This window comes from Streptomyces sp. NPDC002476 (assembly GCF_042889785.1).
GTDB lineage: Bacteria > Actinomycetota > Actinomycetes > Streptomycetales > Streptomycetaceae > Streptomyces.
In genome coordinates this window covers 277,653-301,165 of the sequence record NZ_JBIARH010000004.1, presented here as the reverse complement: position 1 = coordinate 301,165, position 23,513 = coordinate 277,653, and the positions used below count along the sequence as shown (strand labels likewise).

The window sequence follows — 23,513 nt, the reverse complement described above, 5'->3', positions numbered from 1 at the left end:
CGAGCGATGGAGGCGGGCAAGGCATGCTGGGACACGTGTCGACTCTCCCCCCACAGCCCCAACGTGCCTCGTCCGGCGGCCACATGGTCGTCTGCGGCGACGACACCCTCGCCCGCCGGCTCTCGGTGGAACTGCGGTACGTGTACGGGGAACGGGTCACGCTGCTGCTCCCGCCGGGGCGCGACGCGCGCCGCCCGGAGCTGCCGCTGACCGGGCGCGGGCGGGCCGCCACGCTGTTCGGCCGGATGTCGGCGGCGATGAACCGCAACCTGGGCGGTCTCGGCGGCGCGGGCGCCTCGGGCGGCGATCCGGCCGGGGACAGCGACGGCTCCGGCATCCTGACCATCGACGACTCCGGTGTGCTGACCGTCGACAGCTCCGACACCAACGCCGGGGTCGAGGCCGTGCGCATCATGGAGGCCGCCGAGCCCTCCGACGAGGCGCTGGAGGAAGCGGGCGTCGACTCGGCCGCCGCGCTGGCCCTGGTCTACGACGACGACGAACGCAACATCCGCGCCGCGCTGATCGCCCGCCGCCTCAACCCCCGCCTTCGGCTGGTGATCCGGCTCTACAACCGCAAGCTGGGCCAGCATCTGGCGGCGCTCCTCGACCAGGCCGCCGCCGTCACCGCCCCCGACCTCGACCCGGCGGCCCTGGACGCCTCCACCACCGTCCTGTCCGATGCCGACACCGCCGCGCCCGCCCTCGCCGCGACCGCGCTCACCGGCTCCAGCAAGGTCATCCAGGCGGAGGGCCTGCTGCTGCGCGCCGCCGAGCGCACCCCGCCCGAGGACGGCCGGATCGCCGACCCCGGCCTGTGCACCCTGGCCCTGCTGTCCTCCACCACCCACGACCCGGCGGGCACCGAGGGCTCCGACAGCAGCGGCGCCGAGGGCCCCCAACTCCTCCCGGACGCTAGCCAGGTGGCGGCGGCCACGGGCCGCGGTGCCGTCGTCCTGGAGACGGTGAGCCGGGCCGACCCGGACGCGCCGCCGCCCCGGATGGGGGGCAGGAGCGCGCCGCTGAGCCGGATCTTCTCACGGCGGCTGCGCTGGTCGGCGCTGGGCGTCGGGCTGTCCGTCGTCGCCCTGGCTGTCGCCTCGACACTCACCACCGGCGACGACCCGATGCACGCCGCGTACCTCACGCTCCTGGACCTGTTCGCGATGGGCGACCCGGCGACCGGCGAACCAACGGCCCGCCAGCTCATCCAACTCCTGTCCGGAGTCGCCGGGCTGATGCTGCTTCCGCTGCTCGTGGCGGCCGTCCTGGAAGCCTTCGGCTCACTGCGCACGGTGTCGTCGCTGCGCCGCCCGCCCCGGGGCCTGTCGGGCCACGTGGTGCTGCTCGGACTCGGCAAGATCGGTACGCGGGTCCTCGTCCAGCTGCGCGAGATGGGCGTCCCCGTGGTGTGCGTGGAGAACGATCCGGACGCGCGCGGCATTCCGGTGGCCCGGCGGCTGCACGTGCCGGTGGTCGTCGGAGACGTCACGCAGGAGGGCGTGCTGGAAGCGGCGAAGATCCACCGATCCCGCGCCCTGCTGGCGCTGACCAGCATCGACACCACGAACCTGGAGGCGGCGCTCTACGCCCGTTCGGTCAAGCCGGACCTGCGGGTGGCGCTGCGGCTGTTCGACGACGAGTTCGCCACCGCGGTCTACCGCACCCTGCGCACCGCGCACCCCCAGGCCGTGACCCGTTCCCGCTCCGTCTCGCACCTGGCCGCCCCGTCCTTCGCGGTCGCCATGATGGGACGTCAGATCCTGGGCGCCATACCGGTGGAGCGCAAGGTGATGCTGTTCGCGGCGGTCGAGGTGGCGGGACATCCGCAGCTGGAGGGCCGCACGGTGCGGCAGGCGTTCCAGGCGGGCGCGTGGCGGGTGCTGGCCCTGGACGCCACACCGCCGGAGGACCGCCGCCCGGACCTGGCCGCCCCCGTCGACGGGGGCCCGGACCATCCGTCCGGGCTGGTGTGGGACCTGCATCCGGGGTACGTGCTGCGCCCGCAGGACCGCGTGGTGATCGCCGCGACCCGGCGCGGCCTGGCCGACCTCCTGCGCAGGCGACGCCCCGTGGCACCGCGGTCGTAGCCGGGGTGTGCGCACCGGCCCGGCCGATGCGATGCGGGGCGTCGGCGCCGGCCGCCCGGAGCGGGTCCGGCGGTCGCCGGCCCCGTGACGCGCGAACGGGTCGGCCCGGCCGTACGCACCCCATGACCCGCGCGTGCTCCGCCCGGCAACCGTGGTGCCGCCGCTGGTCGAGGTGGGGATCGAGCACATGACGACCGGCGTCGGCCGGGCGCTGCCGCACGTCTGCCCGGTCGCGGTGCTCGCCGCCGCGGCCAGGGCCGCCCTGTCGAAGCGGGCTCGGCGCGGTCCACATCCCCTCCTGCGAAACCGCTGCGCAGGGGGTGTTATAACGACGTTTTGTTGATCTTGTGGGGGCCGGATCACGGGCACCCCCATACCCGAGGGGCGCGGATGAAGTCTGTGACGAAGGCCATCGTCACCGTGGTGGCGGCCGGGATGCTGGCAGCCTGCGGTGGAGGCAGCGGTGACAGCGCGGGGAACGGCTCCACGCCGAGCGCCGAGAAGTCCCCCAAGCCGGCGGTAAGGGCACCGAAGGAGTTCGACACGTCCAAGGGCTGGCAGCAGACCGTCAGTTGGCCGGACGACGACAAAACGGAACTGCCGGTGGGAGCCGCGCCCGAGGCGGGCGTCGTCGCCTTCCTCCAGAAGAAGGGCGAGAAATACGTCGTCGAGGCCCGCGAGGCCGCCACCGGCGCACTGCGCTGGAGCAGTCAGCCCTGGCAGCCTCCGGCCCCGGGCAAGAACGTGGCCACGGACTCGTCGCACCTCCCGCAGCTCCTCGTCGTGAACCAGGACGACCGCGAGTACATCGCCGTCTGGGCGTGGGCGCCCTCCTTCACGGAAGATGACACGTTCTCCCTCCTCCTCTACCCGGCAGACTCCTCCGGGAAGGAGATCTCTCCGGCCCGCACCTTCTCGATACCGATGCCTTCCCATGACAGGCCGAGGGTCGTCGACGGCGGGAAGGGGATCCTGGTCCTCTGGGAGGACAGCAGACCAAACGATGACCGCACTACGGCGATCGACTTGTCGAAGGGCCGCGTCACGACATACGAGGAGTTGAAACTGCGTTGCGATGAGGACGGCCCCTGGGAGTTCTGCTCGGGCCCGGTGGAAGCGCTCTCCCCGGACGGTCCGGTCGTGCAGCTCGGTGCCTTCGGCGGCTTCGGTGTCCCCGGCGCCTGGCACGCCGGCGACGCCGTTCCCCCGGGCAGCAAGACACATCCCAACAAGTACAGCGTCGGCCGAATAATGGAAGTCCTCGGCGGGCACATCCTGTCCGCCTGGTTCCCCGAGAATGGGTACGGAAACCAATCGGTGACGGCCGTGCATGACCTGAAGTCCGGGAAACTGGTGGCGTCCACGCTGTGCGCATCGGATTCGGACGGCGAATCCCGCAAGCCCACCCTGTCGCCCGACGGTCGCTACGCCGTTTCGGACAGCGTTGCTTTCGACCTCGAACAGGGCAAGGCGTACTGCTTCTACGAGGGCGGCGACGCGGATTACGTCCGTCTGACGTCCATAGCCGACGGCACCGCATACGGTTACTCCCGGGCGTCCGGGGAATCCGGAAGGCCGGTCACCGCCACGCTCGCCACCGGACAGGTCAAGGCGCTGCCCCAGGGCACCGAGATCCCGTCCCTGCTGCTGGCGGACGTCGGAGGGTTCTCGCTGAAGCTCGCGGAAAGCAAGGGGCAGGGGCGGCAGTTCGTCTTCCACCCTCGCCGCTGACCTCACCGCGCGGACATCCCGCCCGAACGCAGGTGGGCGCGGCCGGAGGCCCGGTTGCGCCCACCATCGACAGGCGAGGGCCTGAGCGGGCGGACCGCGGCCGGGCGGGCCCGCGGAATCCGGGTGCCGTCCCGCATCCCCCGACCGGGTTCGCACCCCGGCCGGCCCACCCCCTCCACACTGCCTGCCGCGGCACTACCCCGCCGACGAGCGCGAAGACCACTCAGCCGATCCGGCAGCGGCCCGCTCCGCCCTCGTACACGAAGCGGGCCATCCGCCGGGTCCGGCGCCGCAGTGCGCTGCGCGGCTCGCGGACCTCGCGGAACAACTTCAGTTGACGGCCTCCCCTCGGGCCTTCAGCCTGTAAGAGCTGGCCTGGTCGTTCATCGCTTCGCCGACCCAGTCCGCTTTGTCGTAGGTGTTGTGTATCCCTCTGAAATTGGTGTCCGCGTACAGCTCGACATAACAGTTGCCCCACGCCATCACGGAGCTGGTGATGTTGTCGAAGTTCCGGGCGGCGAGGTCGCTGACCTGGGCATCCCACCGGCCGTCGTTCTTGCACGGTTCGTCAAGTGCGAATCCGATAGCACGGCCACCGAAGTGGCCGTTTTCGTAGAGCGAGGCGCCGGCCGCTTCGCCCATCGCGCCAGGGGCGGTGGCAAGCGCGTTCAGCCGAGCCTGGAACTTCTTGTCCGTGGCAGCCTTCTCCGGGGCCGGGGCGTCGGTGATCCGGCCGCCGGTCATCGCGGCCATGTACTCGCGGAAGGTGTCATAGCAGGTGGTTTTCCCTGTACTGACCTTGACGACGCAGTAGGAACCGGCCTTGGCCCGGGAGGCTTCGGGGGCCGGGGCCGCGCCGGCCGGGGACGGTGCCAGGAGGATGCCCGCGCAGGCAGCGGCCATCAGCCCGGTCACGCCAGTTCTCACTCTCATGCTTTTCCTCGTTTTCAGCGGGGTGAGGCGACAACCGCCCGAACCGGTATGGCCGTTCACCCGGTGACCTTGTCGGAGCAGGAGAGGGAGCGCATGCTCGGAAGGTTGCCTGGTGCTGCGTGATATCCGCCCGTCGAAGCCCACCGGGCACACAAGCTCGCTGTCGACCGCGCCCCGGCGGCGCGGTCACGGCCGATATCCCCCAACGGCTCACCGACCGGATGGCCGACTCCGCCCACGCCACCTTCCCGGGCCTGCACTGCACCCGTACCCCAGCGATCTGGCGCACCGAGAACAGAAGCTACGGCTCCGTGCGATTTCGGGAGTGAGAGACAGGTTGCTGGTCACCAGCGATTCCACAGGAACCGCAGACGCTTCCTTCACGTCTAAAACGACATCCAAGGCCACAGCACCGCCGACTCGCCGGCTTCGATGTCGCCGTCCCCGTCCAGGTTCACCGCCGCGCCCACCCCCAGCCCAGGTCTCTCGGAGAAAGAGCAGAAGGTCGTCTCTCTGTCCGGTACACAGTAGGCAAGCCGTGAGGGGCTCTGTCACACGATGAGCAGTGCTACAAACACGTCGGCGCACCACACGTCCACGGTCGGCGTGCCGAGCCGCCGCAATACCGAGCTCGCGCTGCTGGTGTTCGCCGTCGTCATCCCGGTGTTGGCCTACGCCAACGTGGGCCTGGCCATCAACGACCATGTGCCGTCCGGACTACTGAGCTACGGCCTGGGCCTCGGCCTGCTGGCGGGCGTCGCCCATCTCGTCGTACGGAAGGCCGCGCCGTACGCGGACCCGCTGCTGCTGCCGCTGGCCACGCTGCTGAATGGGCTCGGCCTGGTCGTCATCTGGCGGCTGGACCAGTCCGAGCTGCTGCAGTCGATCAAGCAGGCGGGAACAGCCGCGCCACGGCAGCTGATGTACACGGCGATGGGCGTCGCGTTGTTCATCGTGGTGCTGATGTTCCTCAAGGACCACCGCGTCCTGCAGCGCTACACCTACATATCCATGGTGGGCGCGCTGTTCCTGCTGCTGCTTCCGCTGGTCCCGGGCCTGGGCGCCAACATATACGGCGCCAAGATCTGGATCCACATCGGCAACTTCACCATTCAGCCCGGTGAGTTCGCGAAGATTGTGCTCACGGTCTTCTTCGCTGGCTATCTGATGGTCAAGCGCGACGCGCTGGCCCTGGCCAGCCGCCGCTTCATGGGCCTGTACCTGCCGCGCGGCCGCGACCTCGGCCCGATCCTGGTCATCTGGTTCCTCTCGATCCTGATCCTGGTTTTCGAGACGGACCTCGGCACGTCGCTGCTGTTCTTCGGACTGTTCGTCATCATGCTGTATGTCGCCACCGAGCGGACCAGCTGGATCGTCTTCGGTCTGCTGATGTCCGCTGCCGGCGCCGTCGGCGTCGCCTCCTTCGAGCCGCACGTTCAGCAACGTGTCCGGGCCTGGCTCGACCCCATGCGCGAATACATGCTCAGCCGCCAGGGCGTGGCCGGTCACTCCGAGCAGTCGATGCAGGCGCTGTGGGCGTTCGGCTCCGGCGGCACCCTCGGCACCGGCCTCGGCCAGGGCCACTCCGACCTCATCCGGTTCGCCGCCAACTCCGACTTCATCCTCGCCACCTTCGGCGAGGAACTGGGCCTGACGGGCGTCATGGCGATCCTGCTGATCTACGGCCTGATCGTGGAGCGCGGCGTACGCACCGCCCTCGCGGCCCGCGACCCGTTCGGCAAGCTGCTCGCCATCGGCCTGTCGGGCGCGTTCGCGCTGCAGGTCTTCGTCGTCGCCGGCGGTGTGATGGCCCTTATTCCGCTGACCGGCATGACGATGCCGTTCCTGGCGTACGGCGGTTCCTCCGTCATCGCCAACTGGGCCCTCGTCGGCATCCTGATCCGCATCAGCGACACCGCACGCCGCCCCGCCCCCAACCGCAACCCCGACGGCTGATTCAGAACCGAAAAGAAACCCAGCATCCCGACCGGCGTCGACACCCGGGCATTTCCTGCTGTTGAGGAATCCATGGCTTTTATGGATCAGTGACCGTCCGCCGCGAGGTCCGCCTCAAGGCGCGCCCGTGCAGTGCCCCGCCGGGACCTGCACCCCGGGTACGTACTGCGCCCCGAGGACCGCCTGGTGATCGCCGCAACCCGCCGGCGCCTGGACGAACTGCTGGGCAAGCGCGGCTCGTTCACTTTTCGGTGAGCCACGGGTGGCCGTGTGGCCCGCGGAATCCGGGTGCCGGACCGCATCCCCGATATCTACCCTCACCCCCATGGAAACAGGACCGGAACCGGAACTCCTGAACGTCATCGACATCGAGGCGACCTGCTGGGACGGACAACCGCCGCCCGGGGCGGTCAGCGAGATCATCGAGATCGGGCTGACGGTCGTCGACCTGCGGTCGGCGGAGAGGGTGGCGCGCCACCGGATCCTGGTCCGCCCGGCCCGGTCGACCGTCAGCGCGTTCTGCACGGAACTGACCGGCCTGACCCAGGCCGAGGTGGACACGGGTCTCCCCTTCGCCGACGCCTGCCGACTGCTGGCGACCGAGCACCGGGCCGGGGCACGCCCCTGGGCCAGCTGGGGCGACTACGACCGCAACCAGTTCACCCGCCAGTGCCGGGCCACCGGCACCCGTTACCCGTTCGGCCACCGCCACACCAACGCCAAGCTCCCCTTCACCGAAAGCTACGGCCTGCGCAAGCGCCCCGGCATGGCCCAGGCCCTGCGGATCGCGGGTCTTCCCCTGGAGGGGCGGCACCACAGCGGCGCCGACGACGCCTGGAACATCGCGGCCCTGGTCCTGGAGGTGGCGGCACGGGGCGCCTGGCCGGAAGCCACCACCTGACCGCCCGCCGCTAGGGCCTGTCCTGAGTCGTGATCAAGGCGTGAGATGCCTCTTCCGTTGATCGTTCATGGCGGGTAGGGATCTGGCATGGCGCGTACTGAACTCACGGACGATGAGTGGGAGTTGATCGGCCCGTTCCTGCCGATAGGCAGGTCCGGACCGTATCCGGAGCATCTGCGGGAGCAGTTTGAGGGCGTGATCTGGAAGTTCCGCTCGGGCAGCCAGTGGCGGGAGATGCCGTCGGAGTTCGGGGTCTGGCAGACCGTCTACAACCGCTTCCTCCAGTGGCGCGACGCCGGTGTTTTCGAGGCTCTGATGGACGGGATGATCGCGGGGGCGGCCCGGCGCGGGCAGACGGACTTGTCCTTGGTCAGCGTGGACTCCACGGTCGCCCGCGCCCATCAGGACGCTGCGGGCATGCGGGTCGGCGAGGAGGTCCTGAGGTCTCTGGAAGAGGCCGCCGAGGCGTCAAAGGGGGCCGCGGGAAGGAACGAAAGCCGCAGTTCGCGGGCGAACAGGGCGAGCCCGCCCCGGACCGGGAGGAACGACGGCGCGTCCGGCAGCGGCACCGGGCCCGGCTGAAGGCCGCCCTGCTCGGGCGCTCGCGCGGCGGCCTGACCAGTAAGGTTCATCTCGCCTCCGACCCCCACTGCCGCCCGCTCGCCTTCATCCTGACCGAGGGGCAGGCCGCCGACAGCCCCCGGGTTCGTCCCGGTCCTGGACAAGATCAAGATCCGTGGCCCGGACGGCCGCCCGCGCACCCGTCCCGACGCGGTCGCCGGTGACAAGGCATACTCCTCCCGCGCCAACCGCGCCCATCTGCGCAAACGGAACATCAAGGCGGTCATCCCGGAGAAGGCCGACCAGGCCGCGAACCGGAAGAAGAAGGGAAGCCGAGGCGGACGGCCCCTCTCCCACGACGCCGAGCTCTACAAAGACCGCAACAGCGTTGAACGCCGCATCAACAAGATCAAGGCGTGGCGCGGCCTCGCGACCCGCTACGACAAGAAACCCGAGAGCTACCTCGCCGGCCTCCACCTGCGCGGGGCGGTGATCTGGATACGCAGCCTCCGCCCCACACCTTGATCACGACTCAGGACAGGGCCTAATTGCGGTCAGGCCCAAAGCCTGCCCGAGTTGCCAGCCAGCGTACGGCCCCCTGAACACGCCCGACCCCAACCCGAACAGGACACCGGCCAAAGCCGCTCCGGCCGACCGCGATGCTCAGGTGCGGCAACCGTTATCAAATGCCAGAGACGGGGTGGAGGTTGATGCACACGAGCCCCAGCGCGGAGGGGTGCGCTGGGGCTCGTACGGGAGGCGCCGATCAGGCAGTCGGATGCGCGGGGGACGGGGCTGGAGGACGGACCCCCGTCAGGTCCTTTGCACGTCGGCGCAGGAGGGGAGCCAGCTCGACGTACCAGCCACGGCCCACGGCCTGGAGCATTTCGGCGAGGGCGATCTGTTCGCTGATCCGGCCGGCGGGGGTGTCGAGGACGTGGGCGAACTCGGCACGGATGCGGTCGGCGACGGCGGGGACGCGGAGGCTGTTCACGTAGAGCATCGCGGGGTCGTAGCCGACGGGGACGGCGCCCCAGCGCTCCCAGTCCAGGATGACGAGGGGGTCGTGGGTCAGGTTGGCCCACTGGAGGTCGGCGTGCCCGGTGACGCGTTCGGTGATGGCCGGGGCGGGGATCCCCAGGAACTCGGGGAAGACCCGGTCGGCCCAGGACTGGCGGATGGTCTCGCGGGGCGGTTCGGCGGTGCTGAGAGCGTCCAGGCTCTCCCGCAGGGTCGTCCACCAGGAGTCCGGCAGGCCCGGATCCGCAGTGAGGTCGGGCGTTTCCGGAGAGATGACGGGCTGGGCGATGTAGTCGATCATCTCCGCCTCGAAGACGTACTCGCCGCCGTCCCAGCGGTACAGGTCGTGGAGGTGAGGGCGGGACACCTTGTCGGACACCCGTTCCTCGGCGAGGGCGATCCCCTCGTTCCGGGTGACGGGGGTCTTGGCTGCCTCTCCGCAGTGGACGCGGAGCCAGTGACCGCCTGCGGTGCGACTGCCGATGGTGCGGCCGAGCCATCCCCAGGCCGGCGCCCCCATCGTCGTGGTGGACAGGCGAGACGCGGCGTGGGCCAGGGCGTCCTCCATGCGTGCCCTGGTGGTCTCATCCTTGGGCGAGTACATCGGTGACCTTCCTGAGGTGGCCCGGATCGAGCGGGGCGGCAGTGGTGGCCTTTGCGGCGGCCCAATGGTGGGCGGAGCCAGCAGACAGCAGTACCACGTCCAGGCTCGGGCAGGAGGCCGCAGCGAGGAGACAGGTGGTGCCCGGCGAGGCCCCCGGACGGATGAACTCGGCGAGTTCGGGAGTGACGAGGCCGGGCAGTTCGCCGCCGTGCAGGGGTGAGGAGCCGAAGGTGATCAGGCCCGCCGCGCGGGCCAGGACGAGAGGGCCCCGGCCGTCGAGGGCGAGGGCGATCGGCCTTGCCATGACGAGGCTGACCGGCTGTTGGACGGCCCGGAGGTGATGTTCACTCGAACCAGCGGCCTCGATGGCCAGGCCCAGGAGTTCGGATACCGAGAAGGCGTCGTGCTGGAAGCCCGACCAGGTGGCCACGCCGTACCCGCCGATCCTGCCCGCGCAGGCGAACTCTTCCAGGACTGCGAACACCTCGCGAAGCGCCGGATGAAGCTCCGCGGGACGGAGGCCGGCGCGCTCCGGGTTGTGGACGAACACGAGGTCGATCCGGCTGAGAGCGGCCAGAGACCTTTCCGTCTGCCAGCGGACGAAGCCGGGGAGAAGGCTGTGTCCGGCCCGGACCTGAGCGGCGGTGAGGAGCCCGGCTCGGAGAGCAGCCGCGCCCTCATCCGGGGCGAAGAATCCTGTCTTCGTCGCCACCATGGCGCGCGGGTGGTCGGCGATGACGGGGCCGAGCGCTTGGTGGGCACTGCCGTAGTTGGGGGCGGTGTCGATCCACACGAGCCCGTCGGCGCACGCGGTGCGGGCCGCCTGTTCGACGGCGCGCACCCGGTACGTTCCCAGTCCCAGGGAAGCGGTCACGAGGAGCCCCCGACCACTGCGACGGCCTGACCGGCAACCAGTGCGGAGACGACTTCCGCCACCTGGACGACGGTGAGATCGGACTCGGCGGCCAGGTCCGCGAGGGTGGCCGGCGGTCCATCGGCGAGGAGGCGGAGGACCGGGGCGACGGGGAGGGCGAAGGCCCACTCGTTCCCTGCCCCGGCGAAGGTGACGGCCTGGTCGTCCTGGTCGATCCGGGCACGGGGCACCGTGGCCTGCACGGTGATGCCCGGTTCGGCGGGAACGGCGGTGAGGTGGGGCAGCGACAGGCGCGGGCGCCCGGGGTGCGTCGCGTCCAGTGACGTTTCCCAGCGGTCCAGAACCGCAGAGTCGTCCAGGGCGGCCAGTACCTCCTTCCGTACGGCAGCCAGGTAGTCCGCCCGCTCCTCCGGGGTGCCGAAACGCGGTACGTCGGCCCGGACGGTCACGTTCGCCCGGAGGCCGTCGCACAGCCAGCCCAGGAACTCGGCGCCGGTTTGAGTGGCGAGTCCGAAGGTCAGGTGCAGCGAGGCTGTGCCCTGGTCGGCGCTCACGGCGTGCCACCAGCCGCGCGGCAGATAGAGCAGGTCGCCGGGCGTCAGGACGATGTCCGCGATCGGGTCGCCCGTCGGGGCCTCAGGGGCTTCCACGTCGCGCCAGGCGGGGGCCTGCCGGGTGGGGCCGTAGATCTTCCACCGCTTGGAGCCTTCGAGCTGGAGCACCACCACGTCGTGGTCGTCCCAGTGGGTGCCGAAGCCTTCCTCGGCGGTCCACGAGGCGTACGCGTTGACCTGCACGGGGGTGCGGAAGAACCGTTCGAGGCCGGCCGAGGCTTCCCGGATGGGCGGGTGGATCTGGTCGATCGCGTCGATGACGAGGGACGCACCCTCGGCGAGCCGGGCGTGGAAGTCGGCAGGCTGCGGCTGGTACCAGGACAGCCCGCGACGGTTCGTCCGAAGGATCGAGTACGCGGTGGCGGGCAGGGCTTCCCCGGCGCGGGAGAGCCGCATCCGAGGGGGTTCGAGCCGGTGAGCGGCCACGATCTCGTTCAGGTCGTCCCAGGCCAGCAGCGAGGGGCGGGCATCTTCAGTGGAGCGGATCACTTTGTGGGCCCGGAAGCACGTCTGGGCGAGGAACGTGTCCCCGCCCAGACGCTCGGCCCACGATGCGGAATCAATCACCGTGGGTCTCCTCGGTCGATCAGCTGTCGTTCATGTCCGACCGGCCGCCCGTGTTGTCCGAGGCTTCCTCGGCACGCGAGCGGGCAGCAGCGATGCGGCGGACACCGATCAGCAGGCCGCTGGCCTGCTCGGTGGGAGCGTTCTCGTTCATCCCGTACTCCTTCCTGATCTCGATGGGGCCCGCCGGGTCCCGGCGGGAAATCTGTGGGTCAGCTCCCGGGGTCTCCGGCTACGGCCAGGGTGACCACCAGGACGCTGACGGCGACGACGTACAGGAGGACAGCGAGCTGTTGACGCCAGCCCCAGGGGGCGCGTGTGGTTAGCCGCGTTCCAGGCTGGCAGGGTCCTCGACCACCCACGCCACTCCACCGCCCTCCGGCCGGGCGAAGACGGCGTTCTGCATGACGACGCGGGTCTTCGGGTCCTCGAACTCGCCGATGAACTGCACGACGCCGGTACGGCCTTTCAGCGGGTCGCGGATGAGGGTGCCTTCGCTGACCCAGCCGGGCACGGTCTGACGCTGATGAATACGGCTCTTGGTGGACACTGCGCCTCTCCTCGGTCTTGGTCGGGCACTGCACTCCGGGGACACAGCGGGCCGCAGGTGTGACGTACGGACGGCCCTACGGCCCGCTGCGAGGGGGAGGCCGCCTCTCCGGGCGGCTGAGATCAGTCAACTCCGCTGGCCAGACACCCAACAGGGCATTCCGCTAGGCACGTTGTAGGCACTCAGAAGGCAGATTCCGGCTACGCTTTCGGCGCCCGACTCGACCAGCGGACGGCGGGATGATGGCGAACGAAGCTCTTCGCAGACGCAGAAACGCCCAGCGATGGACTCAGACCCAGGTCGCGGAGCGCGTGTGCGCTCAGGTCCAGGCAGCCACCGGGCGCGATCCGGAGCTCGATGCGAACTGGGTTTCCCGCCTTGAGCGAGGAGCCATCACGTGGCCTTCCGGCGACTACAGAGCCGCCCTATGCGCGGTGTTCCAGGTCACCAGCGAGGCGGAACTGGGCCTCTACCCGAAGGGGGCCGCCGCACCAGAAGGAACGCCAGCCGCAGAGGCTCCGCCTGATGATGTCCGATCCCTGGCCGCCGATACGGAGCTGTCCGCCCGGCTGGCTCGGCATGCGGCGGAGACCAACGTCAACGCCCTCGTACTGGAACAGTTCGACGCTGACGTTGAACGACTCGCCCGGGACTTCGTCAGCCGACCTCTGTCTCTCCTGGTCCCGGAGATCCGCACGGCTCGGGCCGAGGTGTTCCGGTTACTGGAGGGCCGACAACACCCCGGTCAGACCCGTCACCTGTACGTGGTCGCGGGGTGGCTGTCCGGTCTCGCGGCGCATGTGTCGCTCGACCTGGGGGATCGCTCCGCCGCAGCTACGCATGCCCGCACCGTGGTGCAGTGCGCGGAGATCTCGAAGCACTCACCGTTGCGCGCATGGGCACGGTCGTTCCAGTCACTGGCCGCTTACTGGGCGGGGGACTACCGGCGGGCAGGAGACCTTGCGCAGGCCGGGCAGAGCGAGGGCCGAGGCCCCGGCATGGGAACGATCAAGGCCCGGCTGCTGAGCTTGGAGGCACGGGCCCGCGCAGCTGAAGGGGACAACCACAGCGCGCTGCGGATACTTGCACTGGCCCATGAGGCACGGGGTGCTGCGGGACCCGATGAGTTGCCCGGGGTCTTCTCGTTTCCCGAGGCCAAGCAGTGGGCCTACGCAGGGACCACGCTGTTGGCCGTCGGGGGCGACGAGCAGATCCGGCACGCCATAAGCGCGTCCAATCGCGCCGTGGAGCTGTACCAGACCGGGCCGGAAGGCGACCGCTCCGCCGGCGATCTACAGGCCGCCCATCTGGACCTGGCCACGGCCTACCTTGCCAGCGGTGAGGTCGAGGGAGCCGGTGCGAAGCTCTCGGAGGTGTTCACCGCCGAGGGATACACGGCGAGCATCACCATCAGGCTCCGCAACCTGGCCGTGCTCCTCGGAAGCGAGCCGTACCGTGGCGCACAGTCGGCAGTCGATCTCCGCGCGCACATTCACGAGGTGACCGTCCGGCCCGCTCTCGACAGCAACCCCACGGAGCCCCGATGACCGTCCAGCCCATGCATGATCATTTGGTCACCGACCGCAGCCTTCTTTCCACCAAGGCGTACGGCACGGGTCAGCACCTGGCTGCCCGTCAGTCCCTCTACCAATGGCAGACCCCGAGACACGACCTTCCGGGCATCGTCGTGAACGAACTGGTCGGCGTACGCGGTGCGGTCGCGGACGTGGGTTGCGGTAACGGGAAGTTCGTCGCCCGGGTGCGGGAGGACCGTCCCGACCTGAACGTGCTGCCCATGGACGTCTCTCACGGCATCCTCGGCGCCATCCCCGGAGCCGTCGTCGCGGACGTCCAACAGTTGCCCATCGCGGATGGAGCCCTCGGCGCGGTTCTTGCGCTGCACATGCTGTACCACGTCGAGGACCAGGTCCAGGCCATACGGGAGCTGGGGCGCGTACTGGCACCCGGCGGCATCGCGATCGTCTCCACGAACAGTCAGACCGACAAGCGCGAACTGGAGCACCTTTGGCGCCAGGCCGCAGGCGATGTGCTGGGCGTCCAGGAGGGTCCGGCCCGAGTGCAGCTGTCTGCCCGCTTCACCCTGGAGGACGCGCCGGCGATCCTCGGTACGGTCTTCGGCGAGATCCGCACGATCCCCCTCCCCGGGGTGATCGAGGTGACCGACGCCGAACCGGTCGTCGCGCACTTGGCCTCGTACGAGGCGTGGGCGGACAAGATGGGCGTTCCGTTCCGGGAGACGATCGAGCGCGCCCGGGAGCGGGTCAACGAGACCATTCAGGCAGAGGGCGCTTTCCGTGTCACCTGCCTGGGCGGCATACTCGTCTGCCAAGGGCCACAGCGGTAGAACCTGCGTTTCGGGCCCAGCGGACCAGGTGCGGACCGCCAACGGCGGTGAGGAGCCCCGGGGATGGGGAACGAGCAGGTCAGCCACGGTGAAGGCGCTTCCCACAGCATTCCCTTGAAACCGTAGTGGCGGCAACGTCACCGTGGGTTCGAATCCCACAGCCTCCGCCAAGTGCGCGTTGGGGCAGGTCAGATGGGGTGCCCCGGCATGGGGCACCCTTCTCGTTTTGGTGAGGTGTCCCACCTCGCATCGCCGGTATCCCGGGTTTGGGCGGTGCGTGCGGACCAGGCGCGGACCAGATTGGACGGCTGGGGGGTAACGGGGCGTAGTCCGGCAGTGGTTCCACCGGGAGGGGCGCGGTTTCTGCTCAGCGCCTTCGATCTCGGGTGCGGTCTCGCCTGGCCCAGGGGAACCACTTGGATCGTTCACGATCACGTGCCGAGGCAGACTGCCAGCCTGCCGGAGGAAAGCACCAGAGGGTCGTCAGGTTCCGGACCTTCGCTCTTCGACTACCGCCCTGACTTCCTCGGCGGCTAGTTCCAGATCCTCGTGCTCCCAGAACCGGAGCACCGCCCACCCCTGGTCCCTGAGAGCGAGCGTGGTGGACGCGTCGCGGTCCCGGTTGTCCTTGATCTTCTGGCTCCACTTCTCGCCGCTCTTCTTCGCCAGCCGGTAGTGGTCCGGACAGCCGTGCCAGAAACAGCCGTCGACGAAGACCGCCACCTTGGCTCTGGGGAAGACGACGTCCGCCGTGCGTCGCAGCTCGGGGAGTGGGCGGATGCCTACCCGGTAGCGCAGCCCCCTGCGGTGCAGGGCAGCGCGCAGCATCAGCTCCGGTTTGGTGTCCTTGCCCTTGTTCGCGGTCATGACCGCGCGAACGGAGACCGACGACGCCCTCGAATTCGGGGGGAGCGGCTCATCGACCACCTTGCTTGCTTCCCGTGCCTTCGTCCACGCGAGAGCGAGGTTCGCCTTACGGGTCGCTTCGTAGACCTCGCAGACGTACCTTTCCCTCGTCTCCCCGTTGTCCGACCAGCGTAGGTAGGCACGGATGCGACGGGTGCTCCGGTACAGCCGGAGCTGGATCGACCCGCGCGCGTAGGAACCGTCGCTGAGTGGCACGGCGCGGCGGTGTCGGCCTCCGGCCGCCTGGTCCTGCTCGGCGCTCCGCTTGTCACGAGACAGACCGGGACGCGCCTTGTACGCCTTCGTGGGCGGCAGCTGATCGTTCCAGCCCTGCTGTGCTCCGACCGCCGCTCGCGTCACCGCTTCCCGCCGGGCTTCTCCAGAGCGCCGACCGAGTCCAGGGCGGCGGCGACCGCGTCGGCGAAGACCTTGCCGGGAGCGGCACTAGAGCACGGCGCCCATCACCCCCCGCACCTCGTCCAGCGTGGCCCCGGCGATCTCGTTGGCGCGCACGTTTCCGGCCCGCAGCACGGACCGCACGTAGCCCATGTCCCGCGCGTACTCGGCCCGCCGCGCCCGGATCGGCGCCATCCGGTCGTTGACCCCCTCGGTCACGGCCCGCTTGAGCGCGGCGGCCCCTCCGCCTCCGATCTCCTCCGCCAACTCGCGCGGGTCGCGGTCCAGGCAGAGCGCGGCCAGCAGGACGAGCGAGGACACCCCGGGCCGGTTCTCCGGCTCGTACGTGATGTGGCGGTCGGCGTCCGTCTTGGCGCCCTTGATCAGCCGCGCCGTCTCGTCGGCGGTGGCGCCGAGCGCGATGGAGTTGCCCCGGCTCTTGCTCATCTTGGTGCCGTCGGTGCCGAGGAGCAGCGGCGCGGCGGAGAGCAGCGCGTCCGGCTCCGGGAAGACCTGCCCGTACCGCTCGTTGAAGCGGCGGGCGACGGTCCGGGTCACTTCGAGGTGCGGCAGCTGGTCCCGCCCGACCGGCACCAGATTGCCCTTGCAGAACAGGATGTCGGCGGCCTGGTGCACCGGATACGTGAACATCAGCCCGCTCACCGTCGACTGCCGGGAGTGCGCGATCTCGTCCTTGACGGTGGGGTTGCGGTTCAGCTCGGCCACGGAGATCAGGCTGAGGAAGGGCAGCATCAGCTGGTTGAGCGCGGGCACGGCACTGTGGTTGAAGATCGTCGAACGCTCGGGGTCGACGCCGATGGCCAGGTAGTCCAGGACCATGGCCTCCATGTGCTCGGTGAGCCGGTCGGCGACGTCCCGGTCGGTGAGCACCTGGTAGTCGGCGATGATCACGAAGACGTCCACCCCGAGGTCCTGGAGCCGGACCCGGTTGTGGAGGGTGCCGAAATAGTGCCCGAGGTGCAGCGATCCGGTGGGCCGGTCCCCGGTCATCACCCGGAACCGTTCCGGGGCCCGCCGGATCAGCTCCTCCAGCTCGGCGGTGCGTCGCAGGGCGGCGGTGTCGGTGGCGGAGGCGTCGGCGGGCACGGCTTCGACGACGGGCGCGGCGGCGGGCGCGTCGGCGGTGGCGGGCGCGGTGGCTGCGTTCATGGGGCTGTCTCTCCTCGCTGATGCTGCGGTACTGGCTGGGTGGAGGACGGCCCGCCGGAATCCACCGGCATCCGCACCCGTACGAGGCAGAGAGAAGGGCCGTCCGATTCGAACGGCCCTGATTCCGTGCGCGTGGAGTGGCCGCTCCTAGAAGGAGCGCCACCAGTTCCGGCACGGTGCGTAGGTCATGGGCCGATGGTAACGCGCCGGTACGCCCGGCGGTACGGGAAAGGCCCACATGCCCCGGCCCGCGCCCCGGCAGGCCCCTGCGGAACGCAGACCTGCGGAACAACGGAGACCCGTGGAGCAGCGGCACGCGGAACAGCGGCCTGCGGAACAGCCGGAACAGCGACGCACCCCCTCGGAATAGCCCAGGAGCCCGTCCCGTTGTAGGGTGTGCCCACGTAGTTCAATGTTCAACAAACCGGAGGCGGGCCATGGAGTTCGGGATCTTCACCGTCGGGGACGTCACCACGGACCCGACCACCGGCAGGACACCGACCGAGAACGAGCGGATCAAGGCGACGCTCGCGATCGCGCAGAAGGCGGAGGAGGTCGGGCTGGACGTGTTCGCGACCGGCGAGCACCACAACCCGCCGTTCGTCCCGTCCTCGCCGACGACCACGCTCGGCTACATCGCCGCCCGCACCGAGCGCATCATCCTGTCCACGTCCACCACGCTGATCACCACCAACGACCCGGTGAAGATCGCCGAGGACTACGCGACGCTCCAGCACCTCGCGGACGGCCGCGTCGACCTGATGATGGGCCGCGGCAACACGGGCCCGGTCTATCCCTGGTTCGGCAAGGACATCCGCCAGGGCATCCCGCTCGCCATCGAGAACTACGCCTTGCTGCACAAGCTGTGGCGCGAGGACGTCGTCGACTGGGAGGGCAAGTTCCGTACGCCGCTGCAGTCGTTCACCGCGACCCCGCGCCCGCTGGACGGCGTCCCGCCGTTCGTCTGGCACGGCTCGATCCGTTCCCCGGAGATCGCCGAGCAGGCCGCGTACTACGGTGACGGCTTCTTCCACAACAACATCTTCTGGCCCATGGAGCACACCAAGAAGATGGTGAACCTCTACCGCCGCCGGTACGCGCACTACGGGCACGGCACCGCCGAGCAGGCCGTCGTCGGCCTCGGCGGCCAGGTGTTCATGCGGAAGAACTCGCAGGACGCGGTACGGGAGTTCCGCCCGTACTTCGACAACGCGCCGGTCTACGGGCACGGGCCCTCGCTGGAGGACTTCACCCGGGAAACCCCGCTGACCGTCGGTTCCCCGCAGCAGGTCATCGAGCGCACCCTGACCTTCCGGGAGGCCGTCGGCGACTACCAGCGCCAGCTGTTCCTGATGGACCACGCGGGACTGCCGCTGAAGACGGTCCTGGAGCAGCTCGACATTCTCGGTGAGGAGGTCGTCCCGGTGCTGCGCAAGGAGTTCGCCGCCCTGCGGCCGGCCGGGGTCCCGGACGCCGCGCCCCTCCACCCGGCCGTCGCCGCCGCCCGTGGCGTCGCGGCCGACGCCCCCGGTGCCGACGGCACCACGACCGCCACCACCGTCACCGCTGCCACGGCCGCCACCGCCGCGAAGGAGGTCTGATCACCGTGTCCACCACGCCCGGCACGTCCGGCACGCCCACCCTGCCCTCCACCGAGCCGCTTCGGATCGTCGCCGTGTCGGCGGGACTGAGCAGCCCCTCGTCGACCCGACTGCTGGCCGAACGGCTGGCCGGCGCGGCCCGCGAACGGCTGCTGGCCGAGCAGGACCGCACGGTCGAGGTCCGGCTGATCGAGCTGCGCGACCTGGCCGTCGACATCGCCAACCACCTGGTGACCGGCTTCCCGCCGGCCGCCCTGGACAAGGCGATCAAGGAGGTGACGGAGGCCGACGGCCTGATCGCCGTCTCGCCCGTCTTCACCGCGTCGTACAGCGGACTGTTCAAGTCGTTCTTCGACCTGATCGACAACACCGCGCTCACCGGCAAGCCCGTCGTCGTCGCGGCGACGGGCGGCACCGCCCGCCACTCACTGGTCCTGGAGCACGCGATGCGCCCGCTCTTCGCCTACCTGCGGGCCAGTGTCCTGCCGACCTCCGTGTACGCGGCGTCGGAGGACTGGGGCTCGTCCGGCGACGAGTACACCGAGGGCCTGCCGTCCCGCATCCGGCGGGCGGGCGGCGAACTCGCCGCCGTGCTCACGGGCGGCCGGGCGGCCTCCGGGGCACCGAGGACGCTCGGGCTCGACGACGAGGTCATACCGTTCGAGCAGCAGCTCGCCGACCTGCGGCTGGACTGATCCGTTCCACCGGCCCGTTCCGTCGCCCGATCCCAGGGCCCCTGGGCAGCCGGCCCGCGGCAGGCGGCCCGGGACGACCGGCCCGGGACCATCAGCCCGGGACCATCGGCCCCATCGGTCCGGACGGTGCGGGCCGAACGGCCGGACAGCCGGGACTGACAGGCCCGCGCCACCACCACATCTGTCCTGTTTGATTACATTGGCGCGAAAGATGCGTCATGCGAAAGCAGCCCGTACCGGGTGATACGAGGTTTCCTCGCGTGCCGCCTCTGCGCACTGAGCCGAACCGAGCTGGAGGCAGAGATGGGCAGGATCGTGGTGGGCGTCGACGGCTCCGAGTCGTCGATCAAGGCGCTGCACTGGGCCGTACGCCAGGCGGAGCTGACCGGCGACACGGTGGAAGCCGTCAACAGCTGGGAGTACCCGGCGACCAGCTGGGCGTCCATGATGCCCGGCATGCCGGAGGACTTCGACCCGCAGGCCCTGGCGACCGTGTCGCTCACCGAGGCGCTGGAGGAGGCCCTGGGTGCCGAGGGCGCGGCCAAGGTGACCAAGGTCATCGTGATCGGCAACCCGGCCCAGTCCCTGCTGGAGCGGGCCAAGGGCGCGAACCTGCTGGTCGTGGGCGCACGCGGGTACAGCGGTTTCAAGGCGACGCTGCTCGGCTCGGTCAGCCTCCACGTCACGCAGCACGCGCCGTGCCCGGTGACGGTCGTACGCGACTGACGCCACCGCGACGTACCTCGTACGCCGCCCACGAATCACCACGACGTCACTGCGACGACGTCATGATGAATCGTGACGAGTCATGACGTCGACGGGCCCGCACACTTTTCCGTGCGGGCCCGTCGTCATGCCGGTCATGCCGGTCGTACCCGGTGGCACCCATGGTGGCACCGGGGCCCCGGCGGCGGAGGTCACGCTCTCTCGTGCGTGTAGAAGAGGTAGAACGCCGTGACGAACATCCCGAGGCCGACCGACAGCCCCAGCGCCGATGACCGCAACACGCTCGACCCGGTCAGCCCCACCAGCAGCCCGATCGCCGCCCAGGTCAGCGCCCCGTAGGCCACCGCCCGCATCAGGGGAATCATGTCGCGCTGGAATCGTCCCAGCACGAAGCAGAGTGCCCCGAGGACCACGGCCGTGATCAGGCCGTACCAGAACTGGCGGCCGCCGCTCGCGCCGTTGTTGCGGAGAATGAACGACGCGTACAGGCCGTACGCCGCACCCAGTACGACGGGTATCGCCCAGGCGAGCGTGCTGCGCCGACGCGCGTGTGCCCGGCCCCGGGGCCGGCCGCGTGTCGGACTCGCTGCGTGAGTGGCCATGGCGGAGAGCTCCTTCCGTCGCCGTCCCTCCAGGACACGACGCCCCTCTTTCCCCCCGGGGCGCACCATCCTCTTTTCCCTCCAGAGCACACCCGGCCGCCCCGCCCGGCAACTCGGATGGCCCAGAGCCTGGGACACGGGGCCGCCGTACGGGATTTCCTGGAGGGGTGCGGACGTATCTCTCGAAGACGCTGTCGATGGTGGTGCCGGTGCTGCTCGCCGTGCTCGTCCCGCTGAGCGCGCTGTCCGCCTGGGTGGACCTGGAGATCGACGACACGGACCGGTACGTCGCCGCGGTGGCCCCGCTCGCCTCCGACCCGGAGGTGCGCACCACCGTCGCCGACCAGATCACCGACGCGACGATGCAGCAGATCGACGCCGGGCCGCTCCAGGACGTCGTACGGAACTTCCTGCACCGGGCGGTGCTGTCCTTCACGACCACCGACGCCTTCCAGGACGCGTGGAACGCCGCCAACCGCACCGCCCACGAGGCCGTCACCGCCGCGCTGAACGGCAACGCGGGCGAGGCCGTCACCATCGATCTGGCGCCCGTCACCGAGCGGGTCAAGGAAGACCTGAAGGCGAACGGGATCCCGTTCGCCGACCGGATCCCGGTCCAGCACACGGAGATCACGCTCATCTCCGCCGAGCGCGCCGACCAGCTGCGCCAGACCTTCCGCCTGCTGCGCGCCGGAAGCGTACTGCCCGCCGTCGGCACAGTGGTGTTCGCCGTCCTGACCGTGGTCGTGGCCGGGATCGCGGCCCGGACGCGCGCCGGGCGGCCGGGAGGCGAACACGGCGCGGCGGGCACCGGGAACACGAGGGACCGGACGAGCGTGACGGGCACGGCCGGCGCGGCGGGGAGGACGAGTGCACGGGGCGCGGCGGGCACGGAGGCAGCGCTCGCGGCCACGGCGCTGGTCGGGCTCGGGTTCGCACTGGGGGCGCTGGTGCTGCGCGTGGTGGTCGCGATCGCCCGCAACCGGGTGCTGGCCGGGGTGCCGACCGGTCAGACGGGCGGTGCGGCGGCGGTGTACGACGCGCTGACGGGCTCGCTGCGCACGACGGCATGGACGGTGCTCGGTGCGGGGCTCGCGGTGGCCCTGTGCGCGATGCTCGCCCGGCGGGGCGGCGTCCCGGCCGGGGCGTGGCGGGCTCGACGTGCGTCGGAGGACGGGCCGGGACACAGTGGTTCCCGTGACTGCCGTATCGGGGACGACTGAGAGGTCATCCACATGCGAGCAATAGCCGTCAGCGCGTTCCGGGCCACGCCCGAACTGGTCGAGCTGCCCAAGCCGGAACCGGGGGCCGGGGAGATCCGGGTCAGGGTCGAGTACGCCGCGCTCAACCCCTGCGACTGGCAGACCGTGCCCGGCTCCACCGAAACACCCGGCTCAACCAAGGCACCTGACTCTCCCATCACCCCCGGTTCCTCCCTCGACGCACCCGCCTCCCCCGGCACCGCCGCCCCTGACGCACCTACCACCACCCCTGCCCTCCCCCGGGTCGTCGGCGTGGACTTCGCCGGGCGGGTGGAGAAGATCGGCAGCGGCCCGAACCGCTTCCGGGTCGGCGACCAGGTCTTCGGCCGTACCGCCGGCCCCGCCGTCAGCGGCACCTGCTGCGACTACCTGACCGTGCCGCAGGAGTCCGCCGTCACGCTCGTCCCGCCCGGCCTCCCCCTCAAGGTCGCGGCGGCGCTGCCGTCCGCCGGGATGGCCGCCGCCCAGATCCTGGAGACCGTGGCACTCCGCGGCCACGAGAGCCTGCTGGTCGTCGGGGCGGCGGGCGGTGTCGGCAGCTACCTCACCCAGCTCGCGGCGGCCCGGGACATCCGTGTGATCGCGGCCGTACGCGGCGACGAACGCAGGCGCATGGCCGCCCTGGGCGCCACCACCACCGTCGACACCCTGGCCCGTCCCCTCGGAGAGGCGGCACGGGAGGTCTGCCCGGACGGCGTCGACGCGCTCGTCGACCTGGTCTGCGCCACGCCGGACGCCTTCGCCGCGCATGCCGCGCCGGTACGCGCCGGGGGCATCGCCCTCAGCACCCGCGACGCCGCCGCGAAGGCTGCGCTCCCCGTCGGCGTGACAGGCATCGACTTCCGGCTCGAACCCACTCCGGTCCTGCTCGACATCCTGGCGGCGGGCGCCGCCGAAGGCGTACTGCGCGTTCCCATCGACGCCGAACTCCCACTGGAGAAGGCCCCGCAGGCCCTCGACCGGAAGCGGGCGGGCGGCGCACGCGGCAAGACCGTCATCGCGCTCTGAGCCCGGCCGCCGCAGGAGGCACCGTGAACGCCGCCGCAGGAGGCACCATGAACAACGAGACCAACAACGAGACCAAAAAGGGCAACAAGGGCGACCAGTACAACAGGAACAATGAGGAGCGCGACATCATTGATGACATCGGCGCCCTCGTCGCCGAGGAACGGACCCTTCGCGACCGCTCCTCGCGGGAGACGGGCCTCGCCCCGGACGAGAGGTCGCGGCTGCACGCGGTCGAGATCCGGCTCGGTCAGTGCTGGGATCTGCTCAGGCAGCGCCGCGCACTCCGGGAAGCGGGCGAGGACCCCTCCACCGCGAGGATCCGGTCGGCCGACGAGGTCGAGGGCTACCAGAGCTGAACTCACTGGAGCCGAGCACACTGGAGCC

General features: G+C 70.3%; 22 protein-coding genes and 1 pseudogene. 14 read left to right on the top strand and 9 right to left on the bottom strand.

Annotated elements, in window-relative coordinates; translation table 11 throughout:
• Positions 1–23 precede the first annotated feature (23 nt).
• Positions 24–2,090, top strand: a complete 2,067-nt coding sequence (locus ACFYXM_RS07140) for an NAD-binding protein (protein WP_389287624.1) — start codon at positions 24–26, stop codon at positions 2,088–2,090.
• Between the two features lie 390 nt (positions 2,091–2,480).
• Positions 2,481–3,821, top strand: coding sequence for a hypothetical protein (locus tag ACFYXM_RS07135; RefSeq protein ID WP_389287622.1), 1,341 nt, complete (start codon positions 2,481–2,483; stop codon positions 3,819–3,821).
• A 330-nt stretch (positions 3,822–4,151) separates the two neighbouring features.
• Here ACFYXM_RS07135 and ACFYXM_RS07130 read toward each other — a convergent pair whose 3' ends face one another.
• Positions 4,152–4,754: a hypothetical protein gene (locus ACFYXM_RS07130; protein ID WP_389287620.1), complete on the bottom strand. Its 603-nt coding sequence runs from the start codon at positions 4,752–4,754 to the stop codon at positions 4,152–4,154.
• A gap of 558 nt (positions 4,755–5,312) precedes the next feature.
• On the opposite strand from ACFYXM_RS07130, the gene ACFYXM_RS07125 reads away from it, so the two are divergent.
• From ACFYXM_RS07125 to ACFYXM_RS07110, 4 genes and pseudogenes are all read left to right on the top strand, one after another.
• On the top strand, positions 5,313–6,710 hold the full coding sequence (locus tag ACFYXM_RS07125) for an FtsW/RodA/SpoVE family cell cycle protein (RefSeq protein WP_389287618.1): 1,398 nt from the start codon (positions 5,313–5,315) through the stop codon (positions 6,708–6,710).
• Positions 6,711–6,842: 132 nt separating this feature from the next.
• Entirely contained in the window at positions 6,843–6,965 is a 123-nt protein-coding gene (locus ACFYXM_RS07120) for a hypothetical protein (protein WP_389287732.1), read from the top strand.
• A 70-nt stretch (positions 6,966–7,035) separates the two neighbouring features.
• Positions 7,036–7,611 (top strand): exonuclease domain-containing protein, encoded by a 576-nt coding sequence (locus ACFYXM_RS07115; protein WP_389287616.1) that lies wholly within the window; start codon positions 7,036–7,038, stop codon positions 7,609–7,611.
• Positions 7,612–7,698: 87 nt separating this feature from the next.
• Positions 7,699–8,697, top strand: a pseudogene (locus ACFYXM_RS07110) (IS5 family transposase).
• A gap of 241 nt (positions 8,698–8,938) precedes the next feature.
• On the opposite strand, the gene ACFYXM_RS07105 reads toward ACFYXM_RS07110, so the two are convergent.
• The 5 genes from ACFYXM_RS07105 to ACFYXM_RS07085 all read right to left on the bottom strand — a co-directional run bounded on the left by ACFYXM_RS07105 (position 8,939) and on the right by ACFYXM_RS07085 (position 12,398).
• The gene (locus ACFYXM_RS07105; protein ID WP_389287614.1) at positions 8,939–9,796 is read right to left on the bottom strand and encodes a hypothetical protein; all 858 of its coding nucleotides are present in this window, start codon (positions 9,794–9,796) and stop codon (positions 8,939–8,941) included.
• Positions 9,777–10,670: an aldo/keto reductase gene (locus ACFYXM_RS07100; protein WP_389287612.1), complete on the bottom strand. Its 894-nt coding sequence runs from the start codon at positions 10,668–10,670 to the stop codon at positions 9,777–9,779. Before ACFYXM_RS07100 ends, ACFYXM_RS07105 begins: the two co-directional genes overlap by 20 nt.
• Positions 10,667–11,851, bottom strand: a complete 1,185-nt coding sequence (locus ACFYXM_RS07095; RefSeq protein WP_389287610.1) for a JmjC domain-containing protein — start codon at positions 11,849–11,851, stop codon at positions 10,667–10,669. The genes ACFYXM_RS07100 and ACFYXM_RS07095 overlap by 4 nt, the downstream gene beginning before the upstream one ends.
• 19 nt (positions 11,852–11,870) lie before the next feature.
• Positions 11,871–12,002: a hypothetical protein gene (locus ACFYXM_RS07090; protein WP_389287608.1), complete on the bottom strand. Its 132-nt coding sequence runs from the start codon at positions 12,000–12,002 to the stop codon at positions 11,871–11,873.
• Positions 12,003–12,170: 168 nt separating this feature from the next.
• On the bottom strand, positions 12,171–12,398 hold the full coding sequence (locus ACFYXM_RS07085) for a hypothetical protein (protein ID WP_389287607.1): 228 nt from the start codon (positions 12,396–12,398) through the stop codon (positions 12,171–12,173).
• 239 nt (positions 12,399–12,637) lie between these two features.
• Between ACFYXM_RS07085 and ACFYXM_RS07080 the strand changes: the two genes are divergently transcribed.
• Together ACFYXM_RS07080 and ACFYXM_RS07075 are read left to right on the top strand one after the other, a co-directional pair.
• Positions 12,638–13,945, top strand: a complete 1,308-nt coding sequence (locus ACFYXM_RS07080; RefSeq protein ID WP_389287605.1) for a helix-turn-helix domain-containing protein — start codon at positions 12,638–12,640, stop codon at positions 13,943–13,945.
• Positions 13,942–14,763, top strand: coding sequence for a class I SAM-dependent methyltransferase (locus ACFYXM_RS07075; protein ID WP_389287603.1), 822 nt, complete (start codon positions 13,942–13,944; stop codon positions 14,761–14,763). Before ACFYXM_RS07080 ends, ACFYXM_RS07075 begins: the two co-directional genes overlap by 4 nt.
• Before the next feature lie 483 nt (positions 14,764–15,246).
• Here the strand turns inward: ACFYXM_RS07075 and ACFYXM_RS07070 are convergent, their stop codons facing one another.
• Together ACFYXM_RS07070 and trpS are read right to left on the bottom strand one after the other, a co-directional pair.
• Positions 15,247–16,029, bottom strand: a complete 783-nt coding sequence (locus tag ACFYXM_RS07070; RefSeq protein ID WP_389287601.1) for a very short patch repair endonuclease — start codon at positions 16,027–16,029, stop codon at positions 15,247–15,249.
• Positions 16,030–16,113: 84 nt separating this feature from the next.
• Positions 16,114–17,235, bottom strand: a complete 1,122-nt coding sequence (gene trpS / locus ACFYXM_RS07065; RefSeq protein WP_389287599.1) for a tryptophan--tRNA ligase — start codon at positions 17,233–17,235, stop codon at positions 16,114–16,116.
• A 437-nt stretch (positions 17,236–17,672) separates the two neighbouring features.
• Here trpS and ACFYXM_RS07060 point away from each other — a divergent pair, with 437 nt between their 5' ends.
• From ACFYXM_RS07060 to ACFYXM_RS07050, 3 genes are all read left to right on the top strand, one after another.
• Positions 17,673–18,836 carry an LLM class flavin-dependent oxidoreductase gene (locus tag ACFYXM_RS07060; RefSeq protein ID WP_389287598.1) on the top strand — a complete coding sequence of 388 codons (1,164 nt, stop codon included), beginning with the start codon at positions 17,673–17,675 and terminating at the stop codon, positions 18,834–18,836.
• 5 nt (positions 18,837–18,841) lie between these two features.
• Positions 18,842–19,531: an FMN reductase gene (locus tag ACFYXM_RS07055; protein WP_389287597.1), complete on the top strand. Its 690-nt coding sequence runs from the start codon at positions 18,842–18,844 to the stop codon at positions 19,529–19,531.
• A gap of 303 nt (positions 19,532–19,834) precedes the next feature.
• Positions 19,835–20,257: a universal stress protein gene (locus ACFYXM_RS07050; RefSeq protein ID WP_351517632.1), complete on the top strand. Its 423-nt coding sequence runs from the start codon at positions 19,835–19,837 to the stop codon at positions 20,255–20,257.
• Positions 20,258–20,448: 191 nt separating this feature from the next.
• Here ACFYXM_RS07050 and ACFYXM_RS07045 read toward each other — a convergent pair whose 3' ends face one another.
• Entirely contained in the window at positions 20,449–20,859 is a 411-nt protein-coding gene (locus tag ACFYXM_RS07045) for a hypothetical protein (protein WP_389287594.1), read from the bottom strand.
• 167 nt (positions 20,860–21,026) lie between these two features.
• On the opposite strand from ACFYXM_RS07045, the gene ACFYXM_RS07040 reads away from it, so the two are divergent.
• From ACFYXM_RS07040 to ACFYXM_RS07030, 3 genes are read left to right on the top strand one after another with little or no spacing between them, the layout of a single operon-like run.
• A complete protein-coding gene (locus ACFYXM_RS07040) occupies positions 21,027–22,082 on the top strand; it encodes a hypothetical protein (protein ID WP_389287593.1) in 1,056 nt (351 codons plus the stop codon).
• Positions 22,083–22,094: 12 nt separating this feature from the next.
• A complete protein-coding gene (locus ACFYXM_RS07035) occupies positions 22,095–23,129 on the top strand; it encodes an NADP-dependent oxidoreductase (protein ID WP_389287591.1) in 1,035 nt (344 codons plus the stop codon).
• A gap of 47 nt (positions 23,130–23,176) precedes the next feature.
• A complete protein-coding gene (locus ACFYXM_RS07030; protein WP_389287589.1) occupies positions 23,177–23,485 on the top strand; it encodes a DUF2630 family protein in 309 nt (102 codons plus the stop codon).
• The last annotated feature ends 28 nt before the right edge of the window (positions 23,486–23,513 follow it).